Source organism: Stenotrophomonas sp. NPDC078853 (assembly GCF_044901215.1).
Taxonomy (GTDB): domain Bacteria; phylum Pseudomonadota; class Gammaproteobacteria; order Xanthomonadales; family Xanthomonadaceae; genus Stenotrophomonas; species Stenotrophomonas lacuserhaii.
Genome location: NZ_JBJDOQ010000001.1, coordinates 184,734 through 209,516 on the forward strand (window position 1 = coordinate 184,734; position 24,783 = coordinate 209,516).

General features: G+C 67.8%; 20 protein-coding genes. 5 read left to right on the plus strand and 15 right to left on the minus strand.

Annotated elements, in window-relative coordinates; translation table 11 throughout:
• Positions 1-99: 99 nt before the first annotated feature.
• The 5 genes from ACI2JH_RS00820 to ACI2JH_RS00840 form a co-directional block, all read right to left on the minus strand.
• On the minus strand, positions 100-846 hold the full coding sequence (locus tag ACI2JH_RS00820; RefSeq protein ID WP_349998297.1) for a copper homeostasis protein CutC: 747 nt from the start codon (positions 844-846) through the stop codon (positions 100-102).
• Positions 843-1,847 carry a N(4)-(beta-N-acetylglucosaminyl)-L-asparaginase gene (locus ACI2JH_RS00825; protein WP_404735147.1) on the minus strand — a complete coding sequence of 335 codons (1,005 nt, stop codon included), beginning with the start codon at positions 1,845-1,847 and terminating at the stop codon, positions 843-845. Before ACI2JH_RS00825 ends, ACI2JH_RS00820 begins: the two co-directional genes overlap by 4 nt.
• Positions 1,848-1,892: 45 nt before the next feature.
• Positions 1,893-2,921 (minus strand): glucokinase, encoded by a 1,029-nt coding sequence (locus ACI2JH_RS00830; protein ID WP_404735148.1) that lies wholly within the window; start codon positions 2,919-2,921, stop codon positions 1,893-1,895.
• A gap of 82 nt (positions 2,922-3,003) precedes the next feature.
• On the minus strand, positions 3,004-4,134 hold the full coding sequence (locus ACI2JH_RS00835; protein ID WP_101100623.1) for an acyl-CoA desaturase: 1,131 nt from the start codon (positions 4,132-4,134) through the stop codon (positions 3,004-3,006).
• 15 nt (positions 4,135-4,149) lie between these two features.
• A complete protein-coding gene (locus ACI2JH_RS00840; protein ID WP_101100622.1) occupies positions 4,150-5,229 on the minus strand; it encodes a flavin reductase family protein in 1,080 nt (359 codons plus the stop codon).
• Between the two features lie 94 nt (positions 5,230-5,323).
• Between ACI2JH_RS00840 and fabR the strand changes: the two genes are divergently transcribed.
• Together fabR and ACI2JH_RS00850 are read left to right on the plus strand one after the other, a co-directional pair.
• Positions 5,324-5,977: an HTH-type transcriptional repressor FabR gene (gene fabR, locus ACI2JH_RS00845; RefSeq protein WP_319277986.1), complete on the plus strand. Its 654-nt coding sequence runs from the start codon at positions 5,324-5,326 to the stop codon at positions 5,975-5,977.
• A 211-nt stretch (positions 5,978-6,188) separates the two neighbouring features.
• Positions 6,189-7,166 (plus strand): zinc-binding dehydrogenase, encoded by a 978-nt coding sequence (locus tag ACI2JH_RS00850; RefSeq protein WP_404735149.1) that lies wholly within the window; start codon positions 6,189-6,191, stop codon positions 7,164-7,166.
• A gap of 100 nt (positions 7,167-7,266) precedes the next feature.
• On the opposite strand, the gene ACI2JH_RS00855 is transcribed toward ACI2JH_RS00850, so the two are convergent.
• From ACI2JH_RS00855 to ACI2JH_RS00875, 5 genes are all read right to left on the minus strand, one after another.
• Positions 7,267-9,810 carry a methyl-accepting chemotaxis protein gene (locus ACI2JH_RS00855; protein WP_404735150.1) on the minus strand — a complete coding sequence of 848 codons (2,544 nt, stop codon included), beginning with the start codon at positions 9,808-9,810 and terminating at the stop codon, positions 7,267-7,269.
• 212 nt (positions 9,811-10,022) lie between these two features.
• On the minus strand, positions 10,023-12,002 hold the full coding sequence (gene betT, locus ACI2JH_RS00860; RefSeq protein WP_404735151.1) for a choline BCCT transporter BetT: 1,980 nt from the start codon (positions 12,000-12,002) through the stop codon (positions 10,023-10,025).
• Between the two features lie 128 nt (positions 12,003-12,130).
• Positions 12,131-13,051: a M14 family metallocarboxypeptidase gene (locus ACI2JH_RS00865; protein WP_404735152.1), complete on the minus strand. Its 921-nt coding sequence runs from the start codon at positions 13,049-13,051 to the stop codon at positions 12,131-12,133.
• Between the two features lie 62 nt (positions 13,052-13,113).
• Entirely contained in the window at positions 13,114-13,398 is a 285-nt protein-coding gene (locus tag ACI2JH_RS00870; RefSeq protein ID WP_042613608.1) for a DUF6959 family protein, read from the minus strand.
• Positions 13,399-13,530: 132 nt separating this feature from the next.
• Positions 13,531-13,788, minus strand: coding sequence for an OmpA family protein (locus tag ACI2JH_RS00875; RefSeq protein WP_404735300.1), 258 nt, complete (start codon positions 13,786-13,788; stop codon positions 13,531-13,533).
• Here ACI2JH_RS00875 and ACI2JH_RS00880 point away from each other — a divergent pair.
• On the plus strand, positions 13,764-14,444 hold the full coding sequence (locus tag ACI2JH_RS00880) for a DUF2968 domain-containing protein (protein WP_404735301.1): 681 nt from the start codon (positions 13,764-13,766) through the stop codon (positions 14,442-14,444). The genes ACI2JH_RS00875 and ACI2JH_RS00880 overlap by 25 nt on opposite strands.
• Positions 14,445-14,492: 48 nt before the next feature.
• Here the strand turns inward: ACI2JH_RS00880 and ACI2JH_RS00885 are convergent, their stop codons facing one another.
• Together ACI2JH_RS00885 and ACI2JH_RS00890 are read right to left on the minus strand one after the other, a co-directional pair.
• Positions 14,493-14,681 carry a hypothetical protein gene (locus tag ACI2JH_RS00885; protein WP_404735153.1) on the minus strand — a complete coding sequence of 63 codons (189 nt, stop codon included), beginning with the start codon at positions 14,679-14,681 and terminating at the stop codon, positions 14,493-14,495.
• Positions 14,682-14,788: 107 nt separating this feature from the next.
• Positions 14,789-15,463: a response regulator gene (locus ACI2JH_RS00890; protein ID WP_404735154.1), complete on the minus strand. Its 675-nt coding sequence runs from the start codon at positions 15,461-15,463 to the stop codon at positions 14,789-14,791.
• A gap of 120 nt (positions 15,464-15,583) precedes the next feature.
• Between ACI2JH_RS00890 and ACI2JH_RS00895 the strand changes: the two genes are divergently transcribed.
• A complete protein-coding gene (locus ACI2JH_RS00895; RefSeq protein WP_182655765.1) occupies positions 15,584-16,234 on the plus strand; it encodes a response regulator transcription factor in 651 nt (216 codons plus the stop codon).
• A gap of 20 nt (positions 16,235-16,254) precedes the next feature.
• Here the strand turns inward: ACI2JH_RS00895 and ACI2JH_RS00900 are convergent, their stop codons facing one another.
• The gene (locus tag ACI2JH_RS00900) at positions 16,255-19,677 is read right to left on the minus strand and encodes a response regulator (RefSeq protein WP_404735155.1); all 3,423 of its coding nucleotides are present in this window, start codon (positions 19,675-19,677) and stop codon (positions 16,255-16,257) included.
• A 34-nt stretch (positions 19,678-19,711) separates the two neighbouring features.
• Entirely contained in the window at positions 19,712-22,480 is a 2,769-nt protein-coding gene (locus ACI2JH_RS00905) for a sensor histidine kinase (RefSeq protein ID WP_404735156.1), read from the minus strand.
• A gap of 572 nt (positions 22,481-23,052) precedes the next feature.
• Between ACI2JH_RS00905 and ACI2JH_RS00910 the strand changes: the two genes are divergently transcribed.
• Positions 23,053-23,262, plus strand: coding sequence for a hypothetical protein (locus tag ACI2JH_RS00910; RefSeq protein WP_404735157.1), 210 nt, complete (start codon positions 23,053-23,055; stop codon positions 23,260-23,262).
• A gap of 15 nt (positions 23,263-23,277) precedes the next feature.
• Here the strand turns inward: ACI2JH_RS00910 and ACI2JH_RS00915 are convergent, their stop codons facing one another.
• A complete protein-coding gene (locus ACI2JH_RS00915; protein WP_404735158.1) occupies positions 23,278-24,750 on the minus strand; it encodes an amidohydrolase family protein in 1,473 nt (490 codons plus the stop codon).
• Between the last annotated feature and the right edge of the window lie 33 nt (positions 24,751-24,783).

Below are 24,783 nucleotides of genomic sequence, written 5' to 3' on the forward strand. Positions count from 1 at the left end.
CGGCTCGGCACGGGGCCTCCAGCAGACAGGCGCCGGAAGAGCGCCCTGTGTTTATTGATAAACGATAAACACCGTAGTGTCCAGCCCGTGACGCCGTCGTCAGCGCCGGTCCGGCAACGCATCCAGCGCGGCACGCAACGCGGCGACCTGCGTGGCGTCACTCTGCTGATGATCCAGCGCCAGGCCGGACAGAGCGCGGTTGTGGTGCTGCATCGCACTGCGCTTGAGCGCCTTCGCCGAGGCATGCAGTTCGGTGCAGCCACTGCGCTGGGCGACATCGGCGATGTTGGAGGCGGCAAGGCCCGCCCCGGCGATGATCCCGATGCGCCCCGCAGACCGCTGGACCATGTCCGCCAGCACGTCCGCGCCTTCCAGCGCCGAGCCGTGGCCTCCGGAGCTCAGCACCCGCGCGCAGCCCAGCCCGATCACCGTCTCCAGCGCCTCGGGCAGGTCGCGCGCCGCGTCGAAGGCGCGATGGAAAGTGACCGGCAGGCCGCCTGCCGCCGCCACCAGCTCGCGGCACAGCGCGACATCGACGTCGCCCTCGGCCGTCAACGCGCCGAGCACCACGCCGTCCATGCCCAGTGCACGGCAATGCTGGATGTCGCGCAGCATGACGTCCGCTTCCCAACCGCCATACAGGAAGTCCCCGGCGCGCGGCCGGATCAGCACGAACAGGGGCAGGCGCACCCGGTCGCGGCTGACCGCGAGCGTTGCATGCGAGGGCGTCAGGCCGCCGGAGGCGAGGTCGGCGAACAGTTCCACGCGGTCCGCTCCGCCGGCCTGCGCGGCCAGTGCCGATCCGACCCCATCAGCGGCGATCTCCAGCAGCCGGCGCATGCTCAGGCCTGCTCCGTGCGGTACACCGAGTCCGCATCGTGCAGCCCGTCCTGGCGTTGCGCATCGCACACCGCGTAGACGAATCCACGATGCAGGGCGTAGGCGCCGACCTCGCCGTCGCGATTCATCGCCAGGAAGCACACCTGCAGTGTGCGGCTGGCTTCGGGGCGTCTGCGCACCACCCGTGCGATCGCCTCGCGGCAGGCCTCGGCCGGACTGCGGCCCTGGCGCATCAGCTCCACCACCAGGAACGAGGCCGCGTTGCGGATCATCTCCTCGCCGACCCCTGATGCGGTCGCCGCGCCCACCTCGTTGTCCACGTACAGGCCAGCGCCGATGATCGGGCTGTCACCCACCCGGCCCTGCATTTTCCACGCCATGCCGCTGGTGGTGCACGTCCCGGCCAGCCGACCCTGTGCGTCGCGTGCCAGGATACCCAGGGTGTCATGGTTGCTGCTGTCGCCAGGAAGGGTGCGGCGTTCGGCATTGATCTGCGGTGCGTACTCGGCGGTCTCCAGCCACGCCTTCCAGGCCTTTTCGGCAGCGGGGGTGAGCAGCTTGCCGCGCGGGAAACCCTGCTCAACCGCGAAAGCCTGTGCGCCCTGCCCGACCAGCATCACGTGCGGGGTCTGTTCCATCACCCGGCGCGCAACCGATACCGGATGCAGGATGTCGATCAGCGCAGCGACCGAGCCACAGCGACCGTCGCCGTCCATGATGCTGGCATCCAGGCTGAGGTTGCCGTCGCGGTCGGGGTTGCCACACCGCCCCACAGTCGGGTTGCAGAGTTCGCTCTCCGCCCAGCGTGCGCCCTGCTCCACCGCATCCAGCGCACTGCCGCCCGCGGCCAGGGTCTTCCAGGCCACCTGGTTGGCACCCACCCCGAAGTCCCAGGTCGACACCACCCGGGGCCCGGGATCGGCCGCAGCCGCGCGTGCGCTGCGTGGCAGTCCGAGAGCGCCGACCGCCAACGCACCGGCCTGCAGGAAGCTTCTACGATCGGTCATGCGAATCCCTCTGTTGGTTGTGCCACCGGGCGCCGTGGCCTGGTTCTACCGGGCCACCGAGGCGTTCCACGCCGCTGCACCGAGTACGCCCAGTTCGCCATGTTCAACGCGCCACACCGGCACCTGCTGCAGCACGCTGGCCAGTACGCCCTTGTTGAGGAAGCGTGCCACGAACGGGCTGTCCGGCAGGAACGGCGCGATATGCGCCGACACCCCGCCGGCCAGGTAGACCGCGCGTGCACCGAACGCAATCGCCAGGTCACCGACGAAGCTGCCCAGCCAGCCGCAGAACATGTGGACGGTCTCACGCGCCAGCGGATCATCGCCCCGATGCGCGGCAGCGAGCAGCGCTTCGGTGTCGTCCCAGTGCGCGCTCGCGCCACGCAGTTGGCTCAGGCACTGATAAAGATTGAGCATGCCGGTGCCGGACAACACGCGTTCGTTGTCGACGTGGTCCCAGCGCTGCAGCAGCAGGCGCAGCACGTCCAGCTCCAGCGCGGTACCGGCCGACAGCGCCGAATGACCGACTTCACTGGCCAGCACCGGACGCGCGCCATCGGCAAAGCGCAGCGCAGCACCCAGTCCGGTACCGGGCCCGAGCACCAGCGCCGGCCACGCCGTGGTCGGATCGCCGCTGCCATGCAGCGCGACCAGTGCATCGGCGCGCACGTGCGGGATCGCCAGCGCGACCGCTTCGAAATCGTTGATCAGCTGCAGCGAATGCAATCCTGCCTGCTGGCGCGTGGATTCGACGGCCACCGGCCAGGGCAGGTTCGCGTTGACCAGCACATCACCGCGCAGCAGCCCGGCGATGGCCACTACCGCGCCACAACCAGACCCTGCACGTTCGCCGGCGAAATCGGCCAGGATGGAGGACAGGCTCGGATGGTCGGCGCAGCGGTAGCGGCGGAAACCCTCGATGCGCGGCGCGCGCCCGTCGCCGCACGACCAGGCCAGGCGGGCGAAGGTCCCGCCGACATCCGCGACGATCTGTGCGGCATGGGACTCGGGCAAGGGCTGCGGCGAGGGGGATGGGCTCTCGATGGAGACCGGGGACGATACCGCAACGTTCACTCGCACGCCTTTACGGAAAACAACGCAATGCGTGCAATTCTCAGCGATTGCCCGCGCTTTGCATAGCGCGGGCCCTGGCCGTTCAGGCTGCGCCCGCCACCGGCTCGCGGGAGCTCATGCGCGCCGGACGGCTGGGGAACGCATGCCGCAGGATGCGCCAGACGACCTGGCCGAACTGGCTCGGCAGCGAGCCGGTGTTGTAGTGCTGGCCATACCGGCGGCAGATGTCCTTCACTTCCACGGCGATGCGTGAATAGCGGTTGGCCGGCAGGTCCGGGTAGAAATGGTGCTCGATCTGGTGGCTCAGGTTGCCCGACAGCACGTTGATCACCCAGCCGCCCCTGAGGTTGGAGGAGCCGCGCAGCTGGCGCAGGTACCAGTGGCCGCGCGATTCATTGCGCAGGCAGTCCTTGGGGAAGGTTTCCGCATCGGCGGTGAAATGACCGCAGAAGATGATCACGTAGGTCCAGATGTTGCGCATGCCGTTGGCCACCAGGTTGCCCAGCATCACCGGCAGGAAGAACGGGCCGGCCAGCGCCGGGAACAGGATGTAGTCCTTGCCCAGCTGGCGCGCCATCTTGGCACCCACCGGACGGGTCTCCTTCCACAGTTGGCGGGCGGTCATGCGGCCCTTCAGCCAACGGCCGATGCGCAGGTCCTGGATCGCCACGCCCCACTGGAACAGCAGCGCGAAGACCGGCGCGATGATCGGCTGCAGCAGGTAGAACGGGCGCCAGCGCTGCTCGGGGAAGATGCGCAGCAGTCCGTAGCCGATGTCATCGTCCATGCCGCGCACGTTGGTATAGGTGTGGTGCTTGAAGTTGTGGGTCTTGCGCCAGTTGTCACTGGTGGCCACGATGTCCCACTCGTAGCTGTTGCCGTCCAGCTTCGGGTCGCCGGTCCAGTCGTACTGGCCGTGCATCACGTTGTGGCCCAGCTCCATGTTCTCCAGGATCTTGGACAGCGCCAGCAGCAGCGTACCGGCGATGCACGCCGGCCACAGCAGGGGCGACCAGAACAGCGGCGAGAAGGCGCCAACGAACAGCAGCAGGCGGCCGAGCACGCCGGACCAGCGCACGGCGGCGGCGACGCGACGGATGTAGCGGGTATCTTTGGCGCCCAGCTCGCCGATAACGCGGTCGCGGATCGCGTCCAGTTCGGCGCCGAAGGCGTTCAGCTCAGCAGGGGTCAGGGCACGATCAGGGCGGCTCATCAGCAAAGGCTTCCTTTAGAGATCCAGGACCAGGTCGGTGGTCGGGGCACTGACGCAGATACGCACCGGCATTGCCGGTTCATCCTGGTCCTGGCCGGTACGCAGGTGCCGCGTGGCGCCACTGGCGCGCACGCAGGTGCAGGTATTGCAGATGCCCATGCGGCATCCATGCTTCGGCTTGAGCCCTTGGGCTTCCAGGCTTTCGAGCAGGGCCCTGCCGCGTGGCACGGTCAGCGTGCGGCCACTGCGTGCCAGGGTCAGCTGCACCTCGCCCTGGTCACCGGCAGGCGCCGATGGCGGGGTGAAGGCTTCGGCCTGGAACCCTGCCACCTGATGCAGCAGGCGATTGCGCGCGGCAGCGACGAAGCCATCCGGACCACAGGCCAGCACGTGGCGCTGCGCCAGCGGCACATCGCCGAGGCTGTCGAAGGCCACGCTGTCGATGCGTGCTGCCGGCGCCTGCACATCGCGCGTGGCCAGCAGGCGCACCTGCAGTTGCGGATCGGCGGCCGCCATCGCCAGCAGCTCCTCGCGGAAGCTGAAGCCGGCGTCGCTGCGCTCCCAGTAATACAGATCCACCGGCGCACCGAGCGGACGCGCGGACAGGGCGCGCAGCAGGCTGCGCATCGGAGTGATGCCACTGCCTGCGGCCAGCAGCAGCAGCGGAGCCGCAGTCGGTACCGAGAACTCACCGAACGCTTCACCGATGTGGAAAACACTGCCGCGGCGGGCCTGCGACACCAGATACTGGCTGACCCGGCCGCCATCGACGGCCTTGACGGTGATCGCCAGCAGGTTAGGCCCCAGCAGCGTCGGGCTGTAGCTGCGATGCAGCAGACGGCCGTCGATTTCGATGCCGAGGGTCACGTGCTGGCCCGGCTGCATACCGCGCCAGTGGCGGTTGGTGCGCAGCACCAGGGTGCAGGCGCCCTCGCCGGCCGGCTCACGCCGCAGCAGGCGTGCCAGCGGCTGGCGCAGCGTCCACAGGCGGTTGACCTGCCCCGCCCAGTAATCAAAAAGCGCCGGCGACAGCCAGCGATGCGGCGAGAGCAGCGACGGACGATCAACCATGGCAGGGCGGACGGCAGTGTTCATGGATCCAACTATACGTGCGCGCACACAGCTGTGTATACAGGTGTATATCGACCCGGATCAGGTATGATTCACGCTTGGTCCACCCGGTTCCCCCATGTCCCCCATCGTCACGCCTCCGCCCGAAGACGCCACGCCGGTCCGCCGTACGGTGACCCGCGAGGATCTGATCATCGCGGCGCTGGCGCTGATCGGGCCGCACCGCAGCCTGTCCACCCTCAGCCTGCGTGAAGTCGCGCGCGAAGCGGGCATCGCACCGAACAGCTTCTACCGCCAGTTCCGTGACATGGACGAACTGTCCATCGCGCTGATCGACCTGGCCGGGCGCTCGCTGCGCACCATCATCGGCCAGGCCCGCCGCCGTGCCACGGTGTCGGCCACCAGCGTGGTCTGGGTGTCGGTGGAAACCTTCATGGAACAGCTGCGCGCCGACGACAAGCTGCTGCACGTGCTGCTGCGCGAAGGCGCGGTCGGTTCGGACGACTTCAAGCACGCGGTGGAACGCGAGCTGCAGTACTTCGAAGACGAGCTGCAGGTCGACCTGGTCAGGCTGGCCGCGATGGACGGGGTGCGCCTGCACGCCCCGCAGCTGGCCGCCAAGGCGATCACCCGGCTGGTGTTCGCGATGGGCGCCAGCGCGATGGACCAGCCGCCGGAAAAGGATGCCGAGCTGATCGAAGAGATTTCCACCATGGTGCGCATGATCATCGTCGGCGCCCGCACCCCGGCCGCCTTCCGCCGCAAGCGCTGATGCGGGTACGACGGCCGCTGGCCGTCATACTCGGTGGGTGACGACCGTCGGTGGGTGACGACCGTTGGTCGTCACGCTCATGGCTGCAAAGCGTGACGACCAACGGTCGTCACCCACCGCCCCCCACCGGCCCCCACTGCCCCATGCCGTTGACCTGCCGTTACCGCGCGCGGTGGCACCCTGTGGGCCTCAACCCCCACCAGGATTCCGCATGCGCGCCGCCCTCCACGCCAGTTTTGGCGACCCCACCGCTGTTCTCTCCGAAGGCCAGACGGACCTGCCCGAGCCGGGTCCCGGTGAAGTGCGCATCCGCACCGTGCTCGCTCCGATCCACAACCACGACCTGTGGACGGTGCGCGGGCAGTATGGTTACAAGCCGACCCTTCCGGCCGTCGGTGGCAGCGAGGGACTGGGCATCATCGATGCCCTCGGCGAAGGTGTGGAAGGACTCGCGCCAGGCCAGCGGGTGGCCGCCGCTTCGGTGCATGGAACCTGGGCCGAAGCCTTCATCGCACCGGTTCGGATGGTGATCCCGATGCCGGATGCGATCGACGATGAGACCGCAGCGCAGCTGATCGCGATGCCGCTCAGCGCGTTGATGCTGCTGGAATTCCTGCATGTGGAAAAGGGCGACTGGATCGTGCAGAACACCGCGAACGGTGCGGTGGGCAAAACGCTGGCGATGCTGGCCAGCGCACGCGGGGTCAACGTCGCCAATCTGGTCCGCCGCGACGACGGCGTAGCCGAACTGGAAGCACTGGGCATCGCCAATGTGTTCTCCACCGCCTCCGACAACTGGCAGCAGGCGGTGCGCACAGCGCTCGGCGACCGGCTGGCGCGCGCCGCAGTGGACTCCATCGGCGGCAGCGCCAGCGGTGATCTGATGGGGTTGCTTGGCGAGGGCGGCACGCTGGTGTCGTTCGGTTCGATGACCGGCGAACCGATGCAGATTCCGTCCGGTGACGTGATCTTCAAGCAGGCTACGGTCAAGGGCTTCTGGGGCAGCAAGGTCAGCCAGGCAATGGCCGTGGAGGACAAGCGCCGACTGGTGGGCGAGCTGTTGAAGCGTGCCGCTGGCGGTGGCCTGCAGCTGCCGGTGCAGGCGGTCTATCCGCTCGCGCAGATCGCCGACGCGGCCGCCGCCAGCCTGGCCGGTGGACGCACCGGCAAGGTGCTGCTGCGTCCGTAAACGCGGCATCCCGGAGCAGGGGCCGGGCCGCGCTCGGCGGCGCTTTTCCACGACGCCGGAAGGATTCCGCCGAGCACGGCTCGGCGCTACCGTCGGGACGTCATGCAGGCTCGGCGGTGAGCGCGGCGCGCGGCGTAAGGGTGGAAGTTTCGCGCAGGCGGAAGATCGCCACCGCCTGCTGCAGTTCGTGTGACTGCTCTTCCAGGGAACGCGCCGCGGCATTGGCCTCTTCCACCAGCGCGGCATTCTGCTGGGTCGCCTCGTCCATCTGCACCACGGTCTGGCTGACCTGCTCGATGCCCGCGCTCTGCTCCTGCGAGGCAGCTGAGATCTCGGCCATGATGTCGGTCACCCGGTGCACCGAAGTGACGATGTCCTGCATGGTGCTGCCGGCCTGGCGCACCAGCTGGGCGCCCTGCTCCACCTGCCCGACCGAATCATCGATCAGGCCCTTGATCTCGCGCGCGGCAGTGGCCGAACGCTGTGCCAGGGCGCGTACTTCGGTGGCCACCACGGCGAAGCCGCGACCCTGCTCACCGGCACGCGCCGCTTCCACCGCGGCATTCAGCGCCAGGATGTTGGTCTGGAATGCGATGCCGTCGATCACCGTGATGATCTCGGCGATGCGCCGCGACGATCCTTCGATACCGGTCATGGTCTGCACCACCTGTGCGACCACCTCCCCTCCCTGTGACGCCACCGTGGCGGTACCCTGCACCAGCTCGTTGGCCTGGCGTGCGTGGTCGGCATTCTGGCGCACGGTGGAGGTCAGTTCTTCCATCGAAGCAGCGGTTTCTTCCAGGCTGGCCGCCTGTTGTTCGGTACGCTGCGACAGGTTCTCGTTGCCCGCGGCGATCTCGCCTGCCGCACTGTTGATCATCGCGCTGGCCTGCTGGATGCCGCCGACGATGCGCGTCAGCTGCTCCACCGTGGTATCGGCATCGCGCCGCATCCGGGCGAACACGCCGTGGAAGTCACCCTGCATGCGCGCGGTGAGGTCGCCCCGGGCGATCGCCTGCAGCAGCCGCGACAGCTCGGCCAGGTTGCCGTCGGTGGTGTGCATCAGGGTGTTCAGACCCTCCACCATGCTGCGGAAATCGTGGGTGAAGCGCGTCGCATCACCGCGCTGGGTGAAATCACCGGCTGCCGCAGCGTGTGCCAGCTGCAGGATCTGCGCGTTGATCGCCTGCAGGTTGGCTTTGGTCTCGCGCATCGCCGCGCTGATCATCGCCTTCTCGCCGGGCAGCTCCTCCATGTCCGCACTCATGTCGCCCACCGCGTAGCAGGCCATGACCTCGACCAGCCGACGCTGCACGTCCACGTGCCCAGCTACCAGCATGTTGGTGCCGGCCACCATGCGGCCATACTCGCCGGGGAAGGCACGATCATCCAGCCGATAGCTCATCTGCCCTTCGTCATGCCGCCCGGCCATGTCCGCCTGCGCGGCGATCACCGCGCGCAGCTGGTCCTGCATCGCCCCCATCGAGGTCAACAGGCGGCCCACTTCGTCATTGCGCGATACGCTGATACGGCTGTCCAGGCGCCCCTCGGCCACCGCCGCGGACACTCGTTCGGCCTCGGCCAATGGCTTCAGCACCAGCGCCCGCAGCAGCACGAACAAGGCCGCGCTCAGCAGCACGGCCGAGAAAAGGCCCACCGCCACGATCACCCACAGCAGCGTACGCGCCTGCGCCATCACGTGGGCCTTCGGTACCGCGATACCCAAGGCGAACACCTGCGGCGCCGAGCCTACCCGCAACGGCACGAACACCTGCAGCTCCTCCTCGCCATTGAAGCGGGCTTGGCTGCCGATCGTCTCACCCTTTGCGACGGCGGCCAGCATCGCCTGGGTACCGGCATCGTCACGCAGCTTGCCGACCTCATCCGCATTACGGCTGGCCATCACCGAACCGGCCGGCGACAGCAGGGTCGCATGGCCGACTTCCATCGGCCGCATCGCCGCGATGCGCGCCTGCAGCGCCGCCAAGGTGAAGTCGACCGTGATCACGCCCTGGTAGCGCCCATCTGCGAGGATCGGGGTGGCCACGGTGGTCATCAGGGTGTCCTTGCCGGCCACCGGGTAGTAGTACGGTTCCACTACGGCCTGGGCGAGGGTCTGCCGCGGCTTGAGGTTCCAATCGCCGTCACCGGGCTTTTCGTAATCGCGCAGCGCTTCGCGCACCAGCGTACCGTCCTGCCAGGCCCACCAGGTCATGAAGCGGCCGCTGCCATCATGGCCCTCGCTGTCCACGAACGCAGCGTCCTTGCCATCAAAAGCATCGGGCTCCCACAAGGTGCCCATGCCGAGCCACTGCGGGTGGGCCTGCAACTGGGCGCGGATGATTTCGTTGGCCGCCGTCCGGTCCAAGCTGCCCAGCGATCGCTGCACGCTGAAACTATTGGCCAGCGCCGTGCCGGTGTCGGCGGCCACCGCGATCTCCGCGGCGATCCGCTGGGCCTCCTGCCCGGCCAGGTCCTGCAGCCGCGCCTGCGCGCTGTCCAGCAATGCATCGCTGCTGCGCCAGTAACTGATCACGGCGGTGAAACCGAAGCAGGCCAGGGCCAGCAGGCCGGTGCCGAGCATCAGGCGCCGGGCCACGCTGGGCTGACGCGTGGAGCGGGAAGTGGGGGAAGCGGTACGCATCACGGAACTCGGAAGGGGGCGGACAGCCTCTCTATCGACCCGTATGACGGTTTCTTGACCATTGCCGGCGGCGACCACGGCCGCTGGCCGTCCGCTTCCCGCCCTGGTGGGTGACGACCGTTGTTCTTCCGCTTCCCGCCCTGGTGGGTGACGGCCGCTGGCCGTCCGCTTCCCGCCCTGGTGGGTGACGACCGTTGGTCGTCATACGAAGATCAGCGGCTCAGGTGCAGGAACTGCACATGGCGCTCGTACTGGCTGATGATGTCGTTGATGATCTGCTCGCGGCTGTAATCGACCAGATCATAATCCTGGCTGCCCTCGTACAGATGCACCTCAGCCCGGTAGTAGCGGCTGTTGCGCGCCTGGTGCGAGGCGAACGACGGCACCCGGTAACCGGTCAGGATCACCCGGTACAGGAAATCCTGCTGCTCCCCATGATTGACCGACAGCTCCATGTCACCCGCTTCCAGCCGCGTGGAAACTTCCCAGCCATCCCCGCGCAGCTGCTCGGCCACTGCCTCCATCGCCGGCTTCACGTCGGTATCCATGAAGCGGTACACCTGGTCGCGTACCGGGAAATTGACCGCCCGCCCCAGCCGCTGGCGCCAGCCCTGATGGTGCCGGCTGGCCCCCACCAACGGCGAGGCCCGGTACTGCAGCGCCCGCTTGCGATGCGACTCATCGGCAAAGGACCGCATCAGCCCCCACGCCATCAGCAGCAGCACCGCCGAGAACGGCAGCGAGGCCAGCACCACTGCGGATTTCAACGCATCCATGTTGCCGGCCAGCAGCAGCCCGGCGGTGACCACCGCGGTCACCGTGCCCCAGAACACCCGCAGCCAACGCGGACCGTCGTCTTCGGGCGCCCCGCCATGCGATGACAGCGTGGACAGTACCACCGCACCGGAATCGGCCGAGGTCACGAAGAACACGAAACTCACCAGCACCGTCACCGCGATCACCGCCCGACTCCACGGATAGCTTTCCAGCAAGGCGTAAAGCACGGTGGGAGGGTCATCGATGGCCAGCTGCGCCAGCTGCGATTGCCCATGGTGCAGCACCTGGTCCAGCGCGCTGTTGCCGAAGATCGACAGCCACGCCAGGGTGAACCCCAGCGGGATCAGCAGCACGCCGAACACGAACTGGCGGATGGTGCGGCCGCGCGAGATGCGCGCGATGAACAGCCCCACGAACGGAGACCAGCCAATCCACCACGCCCAGTAGAACACCGTCCAGCTTCCCATCCAGCCCGGCTTCCCGCCGTAGGCATAGACATCGAAACTCTTGCCCACCACGCTGCCCAGGTAGTCACCTGCATTCTGCATCAGCGTGCCCAGCAGGTACTGGGTAGGGCCGGCGAACAGCATGAACAGCACCAGCGCGATGGCCAGCAGCATGTTGATGTTGGACATCCAGCGCACGCCCTTTTCCACGCCGGTCACCGCCACCGCCACCGCCGCGCCCATCATCAGCACGATCAGCGTGATCTGCACGCCGTGGGTGTGTGGCACGTTGAACAGATTGGCCAGGCCGGCGTTGAGATGCAGCACGCCAAAGCCCATGTCCGCGCCGAGCCCGAACACGGTGGCGACGATGCCGAGGGCATCGACGGTGTAGCCGATCGGTCCGTTGATCCGGTTGCCGATCAGCGGGTAAAGGGCCGAACGCAGCGCCAGCGGCAGGTTGTGCCGGTAGGCGAAGTAGGCCATCGCCATCGCCGCCAGCGCGAACACGCCCCAGCCGTGCAAGCCCCAGTGCAGGAACAACAGCTGCATGGCCTGGCGCGCCCCCGCTTCGCCTGCCGCCGGGTCACCCTGCGGCGGCTGCATGAAGTGGGTCAGCGGCTCGGACACGCAGAAGAAGAACAGGGTGATGCTGATGCCGGCGGCGAACAGCATGCCGGCCCAGGACAGATAACTGAACTCCGGCTCGTCGTGGTCGGCGCCCAGCTTGATGCTGCCATACGGCGACAGCGCGGCGACCACCACGAATACCAGGTACAGCGTCATCGCCAGCAGGTAGTACCAGCCCACGTTGGACGAGGCCCAGTCCTGCGCCTGCATGAGCATCCGCCCGGCACCCAGGGGGTAGACGCTGACGAACACGGCGAACGCCACGACGATGAGCGAGGCGATGGCAAAGACAGGCCGCAGCGTCCGCACCGGGTTATGTTGAGGCTCCAGGGCTTCCATGAAAGCGACCTGCTCCGAATCAAGGGGTATCCGTACCATCATGACGGTCCCACCATCGATTCGTGATGAAGGCCACCAGAAACCAAGCATTTAGCGTGATTTCTGGCGAAAGGCGACAGTCGATTACGTCACGCAGCAGCCACTACGTAGTCCAGCGCAGCGGTCACCGCCACGACCTGGGCCCGGTTGCACTGGGCCGGGGTGGCGCGCGGGCTGTCCGGGTAGACCTCGGTGGTGGTGGTGTAGCGGGCCCCGGTGATGCCGGCGCACAGGCCCAGCGCCACCAGCGGGTACTCGATCACCCCGTGCGAGACCACCTTCGACCCGATGATCTCCCCGGCCTCGTCGGCCGGTGCGATGTGGGTCACCTGCTCCACCGCCGCCACCACCGCCTGCTGGAACGCCGGCTGCGGGTTTTCGGTGTCATCCACCAGGTAGAACCCATCCGGAATCAGCCCAGGCACGAACGGCTTGCCGTCGCGTGCAGCCACCGCCGGGCGGAACTCGCTTTCGTCGCTGTCGGTGGTCTCGTGCAGATCGATGTGCAGCACGAACTGCGACTTCAACGGGGCCACCAGCTCGATCAGCGCGGTCGACTCGCGTGCCGGAGCGCCCTCGCGGAAGTTGCGGTTCGGGTCGATGGCATCGAAATTCCAGCGGTTGATGCGCTCATAGCCCCAAGGGTTCACGCACGGCACCACCAGCAGGTTGATGCGCCCCACATAGGCGGCGGCATGCTGTTCCAGGAACTCCAGCGCGCCCATCACGCCGCTGGTCTCATAGCCGTGCACGCCGCCGGTCACCAGTGCCGCCGGCAGCGCCGGATTCCAGTCGGGGCTGCGCAGGGCCAGCAGCGGATAGGTCTCGCCGGCGTAGTCCAGCGCACCGTACTGCACCGGCTCAAAGGTACCAGCGAGCGCATCGATGCGCGGCAACACGTCCTGGTCGAAGCGACGCAGCCGCTGCTGCCGTGCCCGCCATTGCGTGCGCTCGGCCTCGCCCCAGGGCTGGCCGGGGGATCCCACGGGATAGAAGGCAACAGGGCTCATGGCAGTCTCGCGGCAACGGAAATCAACGCGCATTTTAGCACCGCAGCCACGCACGGCTGGACTCAGCCCATCGCCTCGCCGGCATCGGCCAGGCGTTCTTCGATCTGCGCATACCAGTCCTGCAGCACCTCGATCAACAGGTCCATTTCCGCATCGGCGCGCGGAAGGCGGCCGGCACGGAGTGACACCTGCGCTTCCTGCAGCTGCGCGATGAAGCCGGCCACGGTGTCGGACTGCACGATCAGGCCAGGATGGCGGCGTCCCGGCAGACGCACCACGGCATGGTTGCCGAGCTGTCCATACAGGCTGATCGTGGTGTAGGTCTTCATCGCCAGTTGGGCGTTCATGCAATGCTGCCTGGAGAGAACTGGTTCACCGGCACGCGCGGGCTGGACGGGGGAGACGCTGCCGCGCGTGCCGGGGAACCAGGGGGACACGGGAGGTGGGCCGGCCCGCAGGCCGCCCACGAAAAGAAAACCTCAGTCGATCCGGGCACGCCCGGATATCTGCACCCGGCGGTTCGGCGCAAGGCAGGCGATCAATGCCGGCTGGCTGCGTTGGTCGCACTGCACCAGCGGCTCGGCAGCGCCGCGACCCTCGGCACGGATCGTCCCGCTGGCCACTCCGCCTTCCACCAGCGCACTGCGCACGGCCTCGGCACGACGCGTGGACAGCGCCCGGTTGTAGGACGCGCTACCGATGCGATCGGTGTATCCGACCACCTCGATCCGCTGCACCTCGCTGGCCCGCTACACCTGGCCAAGCACCCCTTTCGGTGCCGGCAGCGCATGCCGCGCGCGCAGAGCGCACGCCGATGCCGGATACCGAACGCACCGCGCCGGTAGCGCGCAATTCGGTCGACGAACTGCGCCAGCTCATGGACGCCAAGCAGCTGACCGAGCTGCGCACCACCTACAACGGCAACTACGGTGCCAGCCTGCTGTTCAATCCCAGCACGCTGAACTACTACGTGGCGCTGTTCCAGGAAAAGAATTTCTGGCGCGTGATCAAGACCGATTCGGTGGAGAACGCCGAGCACGTCTACCGCACGTTCGTGCAGCAGACCGAGCAGCTGGCGCAGGTCAACATCGACACCATCCGCCTGGATGCGGGCAAGCGCTACACCGAGCGCCTGGTCAGCTTCAACGAAGAGCGCCTGCGCACCCTGCAGGCGCAGGTGGAACAGGAACGCGCGCAGTCCCTGCAGGTCAGCACCGCGCTGCAGCAGGCACAGCAGCAGGCGGTCAGTCTGAGCACCGAACTGCAGAGCAGCAACAGCCAGCTTGGCACGCTGCAGCAGCGCATCCAGCAGCTGCAGTTGCAACAGGGCAATCCGGAAACCACGCTGCCCACGCCGGCCCCGCCGCCGTCACCGGCCCCGCAGGTCGACTGATCCGACCGTCGTGGCCCGTACGATGGCGCTGCACGGCGCCATCGAGGCTCAGCCGAGGCCGGGCGGGTCGTTGCAGGGTGGGTCGTCCGCGCAGGGTGCACCGTAGTCGTGCAGGCGCCAGGCATCGCGCAGGCGCCTGCGCTGTTGCGGGGAGGCATACAGATACGCATTGAGCGCATCAAGGAAAGCAGCCTGCCCTTTCGCGTCGAGCTCGGAAAACCGGACCAGCATCAGCACGACAGGGGCGGGTGGAAGGGGCAGCACATCGGCACCGGTTGATCCACGACATTGCATGCCACCATAGAGGCATGCGCACGCGCCGCGTATCGGACCCGGACTAAACGCTACTCCGCTTCGGCCGCATTCGCCCGGGCCTGCTGCGAGGCATTCACCAGGCCATGGGCAATGGCGTACTGGAACACATCGGCGTCGGTCGCCAGCCCGAGCTTGCGCATCGCCGCCACCTTCTGCGTGCTGATGGTCTTGCGCGAGCGTCCGATGCGGGCAGCGATTTCGATCACCGAAAGCCCTTCGGCATACATGCGCAGCACTTCCTTCTCGCGCTTGGACAACTGCTGGCCCTCGTCATCCGCCCCGGCATCCGGCACCAGGCGCGCCCGCACCTGCGGCGACAGATAGCCGCCCTGCGCCCACGCCATCCGCAGTGCCGGCAACACTTCCTCGATCGGATCGCTCTTGCTGACGATGCATTCCACGCCCGCCGCCAGGATGTTGTTCAGCACCAGTGGGCTCTCCATGCCGGTCAGCACCACCAGCCGGGTCTGCGGGAACCGGCGATGCAGGAACCGCAGCATGGCGATGCCGTCACCGTACTGCCCATGCGGCATCGAAAAATCGGTGACCACCACATCCACCTCCTGCCCGCTGACCAGCGCCACCAGGGCAGTGGAGTCCTTCACCACGCCCACGACCTCAATGTCGGCCTCGGACTGGAGCAGATGGGTGATCCCGGCCAGCAGCACGGGGTGGTCATCGGCGATCGCTATGCGAAGTGGCACGTCATCGGCCCATGGGTTGAGGGTATGCCGGGAACTATATGCCACCTTCAATCGAAGCTGTCATATAGTTGCGCCGCGCCCCCTTTCTGCAGGGGCTGACCACGAAAGCTGGAGTCCTGAATGGCCGATAATTCGATCCACGTCGTCGTGGCAGACGATCACCCGCTGATCCGGATGGCCGTCGAGTCCGCCCTCGATTCGATCCCGGCCCTGGTCCATGTGGGATCCGCCGCCGATTCGACCGAACTGATAGCGCTGCTCGATGAACAAACCTGTGACGTACTGGTCACCGATTACGCCATGCCGGGCGGCGCCCATGGCGATGGCCTGCCGTTGCTGCAATTGTTGCGCGAGCGCTATCCGGAACTGCAGATCGTGGTGTTCACCGGCCTGGACCAGGCCGCGATCGTGCAGACGCTGTTTGAAGCGGGAATCAGCCATATCCTGAGCAAGGCCGATGACGTAAGCCACATCGCCGCTGCGATCACCGCCGCCCACGTAGGGCGCCGGTATCTTTCGCCCAGCATCGCCCCCCTGCTGCCTTCGCGCGGCACCCAGCGCCCGCCTCTGGCACTGTCGCCACGCGAGCGTGAGGTACTGACCCTGTTCGTGGCCGGCTGGAGCGTCAACGCCATTGCCGAGAAACTCGACCGCCGCAAGCAGACCGTCAGCACGCAGAAGGTCAACGGAATGGCCAAACTGGGCATCGAGCGCGATGCGGACCTGTTCAAATACGCCGTCGAACTGGGCCTGTCGGGGGCCGCCAGCTGAGCCGATCCGCGCAGGCCGGTTCAGCCTGCGCCAAGCTGCGCCGCCTGCTGGTCGACCAGCGCCTGCAGCGCTTCGATCACCCCATCCAGCGCGGCGGCGTCCACGGGCCCGCCCTCGCGCAGCTGCGCTTCGATCTCGCTGAAGCGCTCCCCCAACCCGCGCTGCCCCAGCATCATCAGCACGCCCTTGAGCGCGTGTACCCGATCCAGAAGGGCCGGTTGATCCTGATCGGCGCGCGCACGCGCGATGCGCTGCAGGTCGTCCCTGGAGCTGTTGACGAACGTGCGGCGCAGGTGGTCCGGGAGGACCATCCCGCCTCCAGGCGGGGCGGCGTCGGCCGGCCCGGCAGGCCGCACGGCAGCCTCGCCGGCAATGCCGGGCATCGCACCGAGATGCTGCAGCAGCACGCGGCCCAGCGTCTCCAGGTTGAGCGGCTTGAGCAACAGGTCGGTGATGCCGGCCTGGCGGCAGCGCTCGCGCTCGCTGGCAAGTGCGGTGGCCGTTATCGCCAGGATCGGCAACGTGGCCGCGCGTTCCCGCAGCGCACGCGCCAGCGCGTAACCATCCATCACCGGCATGTTGATGTCGGTCAGCACGGCCAGGTGCTCATGCTGGCGCCACGCCAGCAGCCCTTCCTTGCCATCCTCTGCGGTGTCCACGGTGAATCCCAGGGTTTCCAGCTGCTGCTGGATCAATTCGCGGTTGATCGGATTGTCTTCCACCAGCAGCACCCTGCCGCGCGCGCTGACGGCCGCCGCCGGCGGTGCGGGCGGCAGGGGCGAAACAGCGCCGTGCAGCGCGCCCAGCGCACGCAGCAGCGACTGTCCTGCATAGCAGCTGACATGCACCCCATCGGCCATCTGCTGCGGCGAGAGGGGGCCATTGGCGTAGGCACGCACCACGTAACGGTGGCGTGCGACCAGTGCCGCCTCGTCATCGGCGCTCCACGCGCGCCGCTCGCCGAACAGCAGCAGCGTGGCGCCCTCGCTGGCCACCGGCTCCAGTGGCGGCTGCTCCAGCACCGTCACGTCCGCCCCCGCCCGCTGCAACAGCCCGCCGATTTCCAGCCGCCATTCCGCCGCGGCCGACAGCAGCGTGATGCGCTGGCCGGCAAGCACTGCAGCGGGACGGGCGGGTACCCCGGCACGCTGCACCGGTACCTCCAGGGTGAACACGCTGCCCACGCCCAACGTGCTTTCCGCGCCGATGCTGCCGCCCAGCAGGCGCGCCAGCTGCTGGCACAGCGCCAGCCCGAGCCCGCTGCCGCCGTAGCGACGCGAAACGCTGGCATCGGCCTGCTGGAAGGGCTGGAACAACTGCCCCAGCTGGTCTTCGGCGAGCCCGATGCCTGAATCCACCACCTGCAGCCGCAGCAGCGGATCCGGCGCGGTGGGGCGCTCCACCAGCGCGGCCCTGACCACGATCCTGCCGGACTCGGTGAACTTCACTGCATTGCCCAGCAGGTTGTTGAGCACCTGGCGGATGCGCTGCACATCGGCCAGGAACACGCTGTCCAGCGCCGGATCCAGCGCGTAGTACAGCTTCACGCCCTTGCGCTGGGCCTGCGCGGAAAACAACAGCGCGGCCTGTTCGATCAGCGGCCGCGGCTCGAACGCGACCGGGTCGATGTCCAGCTGGCCTGCTTCGATCTTGGAGAAATCCAGCACATCGCTGATGATGCCGAGCAAGGCGTCGGCCGACAGCCGGATGCGCTCTACGCGCTCCTGCTGCGCCGGTTGCATCGGCGAACGCGCCAGCAGCTCGAGGTGGCCCAGCACCCCATTGAGCGGCGTGCGGATCTCGTGGCTCATGGTGGCAACGAAGGCGGATTTCGCCTGCGATGCCGACTCGGCCGCCGCGCGCGCGCGATCGGCATCGCTGCGCGCAACCCGCAGCGTCTGTTCCAGCTCTGCCTGCGCGGTGACATCGCGCAACGCACAGACCCACACGGGCCGGTCGCGGAACATTGCAGGGGCCATCGCCACCTGTAGTTTCAGCGCATGCCGGGCAGGTCCCTCGGCGTTCCACTGGAACTCATGGGTGGTATCGCCGTCGGCCGCAACGGCGTCACGCGCGTGTCCGGACAACACTGCGTAAAGCGCTTGGCCGTCAGCGGCCACGCCCTGTGCGGCCATCTGCCGGGCCGGCTCATTTTCCACCAGCGGCTCACCGCTGGACGGGTCGATCAGCACCAGCCCGACCGGCGAAGTATCGATGATCACCCTGCTCAACGCCTCGCTTTCGTACACGCGAGAAGCGTCTGCCAGCGCGGGGGTGAACACGCGACGGTCCAGCCGCAGCAGCAGCAGCCACAGCGCCAGCAGGATCACCGCCGCAGCCAGCGCCTGCGCCAGCAGCCGCGTGCCTTTCTCCTGCCACAGATCACCCCAGCCATAGAGGTGCAGGACGGTCCAGTCCACCCCATTTACCGGCCCATGCACGATGAACTGGCCGCCCACATGCAGCCGGCCGTCCCCCGCCGGGACGGCACGGGCGATCCGCCGCGCCAGCGCGGGACTGACATCACGCGGCAGGCCGGCACTGCGCAGCACCGTGCGCCCGTCGCGGGTGACCACGGCGTAGGCACCGGAAACGCGCTCATCCAGCCGCGTCTTGATGGTCTCGACCGGCTCGAAGACGATGCGTCGGAATGCCGGATCCCGCCCCTGCAGCAGGGTCTGCACGCCGACCAGCGACGGCTGGCCGGTAATCGGGTTGGTATCGAAGCGCGAGATCAAGCGGCCGCTGGCCGCGGCACTTTCCACTGGACCCACCTGCGGCCGCATGGCCCGGGCCCTTTCTTCATCGACCAGCAACCGGGCGAAGGCTTCTTCACGATTGGCAACCCGAAGCGCGCGCAGCAGCTGGGCCTCGTCGGGCACCCCGGCAACCGCCAACAGGCGTCCCTGCGGTTCGTACAGGTACATCGTGACCGGACCAGAGGCACGCAGGGCGGTCACGGTAGAGGCGGCATAGGCCGAGTACTCGACCATGATGCCAAGGTAGGCATCCAGCTGCGGCCGTGGCAGCGGGTTGTCCTTCGCCCCCAGTACCAGCCACGGCACGGCGGTACGTCCCTCCGCGCGCACCACCCATTGTCCGCCAGCGTCAAGGAAGCGGTCTGCCAACGGCCGTCCCTGCGCCTGCAGCTGTGCCTGTTGCCCGTTCCACATGGCCTCGCTGCCGTTGATGTTGGCGGCATAGGCACGGTCGCGCTGGAACAGGAAATAGTCGACCGAGGCGCGCGCTTCGGCGAACCGCTGCTGCTGCGCTGCATGGAATGCGGCCACATCGGACAACAGGGCCACCAGCAGGGTCGCCAGGATCAACAGACTGACCACGCCCCCGCCGCCGAACAACAGCCTGCGCTGGTGGCGGCGTAGCGACGGCAACAGGGAGCGTCCCCGCACCGTCGATGCAACACTGGTTGGCAACGTATCCAAGCCGATTCCCTTTGCGCGCCTGCGCGCCTCGAATCTAGCCGATCGCTGCCGGGGTTGCCATCGGCCCATCCATCGCGGCCGACCCGTCCTCCGTGCGTTCCGGTTCCAGCAGTGCTTCCAGCAGCGATGCGGCCGAATAGGCCGACACCTGCCAGACCCCTTCGCGCAGCGCGGCCCGCAGCGGCCCGTCACTGCGCACACGGACGATACGCTCGACCCCGGCGTGCCGCGCTGGACCGGCAGCGCGCTGGTTGCGTTCAAACATCACCAGCGGCAATGGTTCGCCGTCATTGGCCTTGTCCGCCTGCCCCAACGTGTCCAGCACCAGCACCTCGGCGCCCCATCGGCGCAGCCGGCGCGCCAACTCTTCGCGCCAACTGGTCACCGTCGAATGCAGCAGCACCCGGCGGCCTGAGAGCGGACCGCGCCCCTCGTCGCAGGGACGTTCGGCAGGCAGCATCGGGATGTCGAAACCGAACACGCTGCCCACCCCCGGCGTGCTGTGCACATCGATGTCCCCGCCCATCAGCCGGCACAGCTGCCGGCACAGCGAAAGGCCAAGGCCGGAACCGCCGAAGCGGCCGGCAATGGAGTCGTCGGCCTGGATGAAAGGCTCGAACAGATTCACCTGCTGCGTTTCGGTCAGCCCGATTCCCGAATCGGCGACCTCCCAGCGCAGCGCTCCCGGCTGCGCCGATGGCAGCAGCCGGATCTCGATCCTGCCGGAAGGGGTGAACTTGATGGCATTGCCGACCAGGTTGCGCAGCACCTGCTCGATGCGTGCCATCGGACCGGTGCAGTGGCTGGGCAGCAGCGGATCGACCAGCAGGTCCAGGTCCACGCCCTTGCCCAGCGCCAATGGCGCATACAGCAGGGCCACGCCTTCGATCAGCACGGCCGGCTCAAAGCGCACCACCTGCAGCCCGAGCTGGTTCGCCTCGGCGCGCTCCAGATCAAGCACGTCACTGATGATGAGCAGCAACGAATCGGCGGACTGGGTGATGCGCCGCAGGCGGGCGTGCTGCTCGTTGTCCAGCCGCGAGCGCGCAAACAGCTCCAGATGGCCCAGGATGCCATGCAGTGGCGTGCGTATCTCATGGCTCATCGCGGCCAGGAAGCGCGATCTGGCGCGGTGCGCGGATTCTGCCTGGTCATGCAGCAGGTCCTTCTGCTCCTGCAGTTCAACCCGTGCGGTCAGGTCCTGCAGCACGCACAACAGTACGCTGCGCTGCTCGTGGACGACCTGGGTCGCACTGACCAGCAAGTGGCGCGCGGCGACCCGACCCGCTGCAGGATGAGACAGTTCGAATTCGGCGATCGCCGGATCGCCCTCCCCGCCCACCCTGCGCGCGCGGGTGTGGCCCTCCACCACGGCGGCATACAGGTCCATGCCGCATCGCTCGGCCGCGGCCGCATAACGACGCATCAGCTCATTCTGGACCACCGCCTGCGCCCCTTCGGTGTCTATCAGGCACAGCCCGGCCGGCGTCATCTGGATCAGCGAGCGGAACAGCTGTTCATCGGCATGCACCTGCCGCGACCGATGCGCTGCTGGGGCGAGCACGCGCCGGTCCAACCATGCCAGCAGGATCCAGATCGTGGCCATGCCCAGCGCCCACACGGCCACGGCGATGCCCAGCTCGCGCCGTGCCTCGGCCAGCAGGCCACGCCCGTCCAGCAGGCTGACCAGCGTCCAGCCGGTTCCCGCCACGGGCGCAGCGAACCCCAGCCTGCCTTCGTGCAGGTACTCGCTGATGCCCGATCCGCCTCGTGGCCATCGCCGGATATCCTTCAATTCGTGCAGCAGGTCGACCGGCGCGTCCGCGCGCGAACCCAGGATGACTTCGCCATCGGGGCCAACCACCAGCAGATTGTCGGCCGTTGCCTGGCGCAGCAGGCCGGCCAGCGCTGCGACGGGTTCGAAGGCCACCAGCACACCCACCGCGCGCGTGCCGTCATGGACCGGAAACGCGGTGATCCGCGACGGCCTTCCGCTGAGGGGATGGGCAGCCATGCCGATCCGGTTGCGATGATCGCCGTGGGTCGGGCCCGGTGTCGCCACGCTGCCGCCCAAAGGCCCAGGCAGGCTCGATCTTACATACGCGCGCAGCTGGCCAAATGGCGCATCACGGTCCGCGCGGGACAGCGCACGGGCCAGGGCACTGTCCTGCAAGCCGTCGTCGAGCACGGCAAAGTGTCCGCTGGGATCGAGGAAGTAAGCCACGCTCGCGGCCGCTGCACCATCGGACTCCAGCTGCGAAAGAAGCGACATCGATCGCGACAGCGCCAGGTAGCGCCTGAGCCGTGTTGCGGGCCATCGCTGCGTATCCCGTCCAATCACCAGCTGCACGGCTGCACCCGCTCCCTGCTTGACCCGCAGCGTCTGGCCATCGGCGAAGTAACGCCGCAGATCTGCTGCCTGCAGCGCAGGATCCCTTTCCGTACCCCGTTGCCATGCGTAGGCGGTCAAGCGGGCAAGCTTGGCGTAGTGGTCGTGCTGATGGAGCAGGTGCGCGTCCAATGCTGCGCGCGCGCGCAGGAAATCGTGCAGATGGTCCTGCTGCCTGGCACGCACGCAGGACGCAACCGTGATCGCCAGTGCGATGCACGAAAGCATGCTGAGCAGTATCCCCGCCGCCAGCAGCAGGCGCCGCGTATGCCGATGGACCACGCGCAGGTCACCGCCAGGTCGATCACGTCCACGCAGGCGCGACAGGTAGATGAGGGGCCGCAGGCAGGCAATCATGCTGGGGGCGTGCAGGCAGGCAGGATCCACGCAGCGCGCGGCGTTCCTGGTTGCCACAGGGTTCCGGGGAGATGACCTGCACGTTAGTCGGACCCGTCCTCGATCCCCATAGGACGCGACTGAAACGGCGAGCGCACTGGACCTTCATCGACAGGCATCGCGCAGCCGATCGTCCCAGTGCCGCTGTTGAACGAAGGATTCGCGTCGGCGTCTGCGCTGCAGGGCGTTCCTGCGTGCACGCTGCGCGCGGCTGCAGGCCTGCGGATCGCGCTGCAGGGGGATCAACACGACCCGACCCGGCTGTTGCTGGCGCGTCCTGCGGCTGGCGGGCGGCGGCCGTGGCTGGGCAACGGGCGATACGGCCGCGGTTTCCGCGGTTTCCCCGCTTGCCGCGCTGTCCGGGACCGTCCACCGCACCGCCGGCTCGCCCGCCGCGCACGCTGCGTCCTGGTAACGCACGGCGGCGCCGCTGCCACACCGATGGACCGGCCCTGCAAAGGCAGCGGAGCAGACACCGATGCCTACCGCCAACCACCAGGGTGATGCGTGCATGGCGATCCTCCTTGCACTCCACGCTGCGGCAATGATGAGCGCCGGCCAAGAGGCGAAGGCGGCGGATTCACCTTTTCGTGTTTCTTGTATTCCGCTCCCCGCCGCAAGCCACCAAGCTGCCCGCCCTCCGCTCGCTGCCCGTCCTGACCGCCATGGATCCTGCGCTGCCGCGCCTCCGGCATGCAGCACGCCGCATCGCCGAGCGTGGCCGCGTGGCACGCCGTCTCCATCGACAGCACGGCCGCCTGCTGAGCATCGTCTTCATCGCGGTTGAAGACCCGAAGTGAACCGCGGTGCGCGGTTCAATCAACGCGCGCGCCGCCCTGCGCTGCGTCCCAGGCCTTCACCTTGCTGCGCACCTGCTGCAACATCGCGTCCAGCGCGGCGCGGTCGTGCACCTTGCCACGCAGCACCACCGTGTTGATCGACTCGGTGGCGCTGATGTCCTGCAGCGGATTGGCGTCCAGCAGCACCAGGTCGGCGGCCTTGCCCGCTTCCACCGAACCGTAACGGTCCATCTGGCCGAACCAGGCCGGACCGGCGCGGGTAGCTGCCGCCAGTGCCTGCGGCGGCGTCAGTCCCTCGCGCACGAACAACTGCAGTTCCTGGTGCAGCCCGATGCCGGGATAATTGAATGCATTGAGGAACCCGGCATCGGTACCGGCAATGATCGTCACCCCGGCCTGCTGCAGCATCGGCAGCACCGCAGCCACCTGGTGGTACTGCCGGTGGCGCGCCTGCACCTGCGCCTGCGTGGCCTTGGCGGCGCGATCCACGCGCCATGCATAGGTGGCGCGCAGCCCGGGCCCGATGTAGGCCAGGTAGGGATCGTGGCGATGGTCGTCCTGGTCGAGGAAATCCAGGATGCGTCCGCCGTTGAGCGTGGGCGTGACAAAGACGCCGCGACGGGCGAAGTCACGGTAGGCCGACATCGCAGTGTCCCGATCGAAGCTGGCATCCAGGCGCTGGTTGGCCTGCGCGCGGTCGATCCGCCCGGCGCCGAAATCCGCGGCGATGGCGGCCTGTTCCCGACTGCCGGCCTTGAACGCGTAATCCAGGTGCTCGATGGACGCCAGGCCCGCATCGACGGCCTGCTCCACCGTCAAGGCCATCGGGATGTGCCCGGAGGCCTTGAGTCCGGCCTTGCGCGCCGCGCTGGCCGCGTACAGGAACAGCTCGGGCTTCAACGTACTGTCGGTGATCTTGACGAAGTCCACGCGGTCGCGACGCAGCTGCGCGATCGCCGCATCCACGTCCGCCTCGCTGCCCACTTCCAGCGTGCCTTTCCAGACCGGGTCGAGGCCTTCGATCTTTGCCCCGGACGTCAGCAGCCGCGGCCCGTCGAGCGCACCGCTGGCGATCTGCCCACGCCACTGCAGTACCTGCTGCGGCAGGTCGCCGGACGCATCGCGTACGGTGGTGATGCCATGGGCGATGTACAGCGGAAGCAGCGCCTTGTTCTCCTCGATCAGGGCCGGACCACCGCCGAAGTGCACGTGCATGTCCCACAGCCCCGGAACCAGGTACCGGTTGCCCGCATCTATCCGCCGCGCAGCGGTCCATCGGGAGGCCATGGAGGCATCGTCACCGACGGCGACGATGTCCTCGCCACGCAGCGCCACGCTCTGTCCGGGACGGGTCCTGGCCGCTTCGACGTCGACGATCGTGGCGTGCTGGATCAGCACGTCGGCGACCTTCGGCGAGGCCAGCGAGACAGCGGGGACGCCGGCCCCGGCAAGGGCGAAGGCAAGCAGGCAGACGGTTCGAGCAGACATGGGCGGCATCCGGTTGCACGGCGCGCAGGCCGT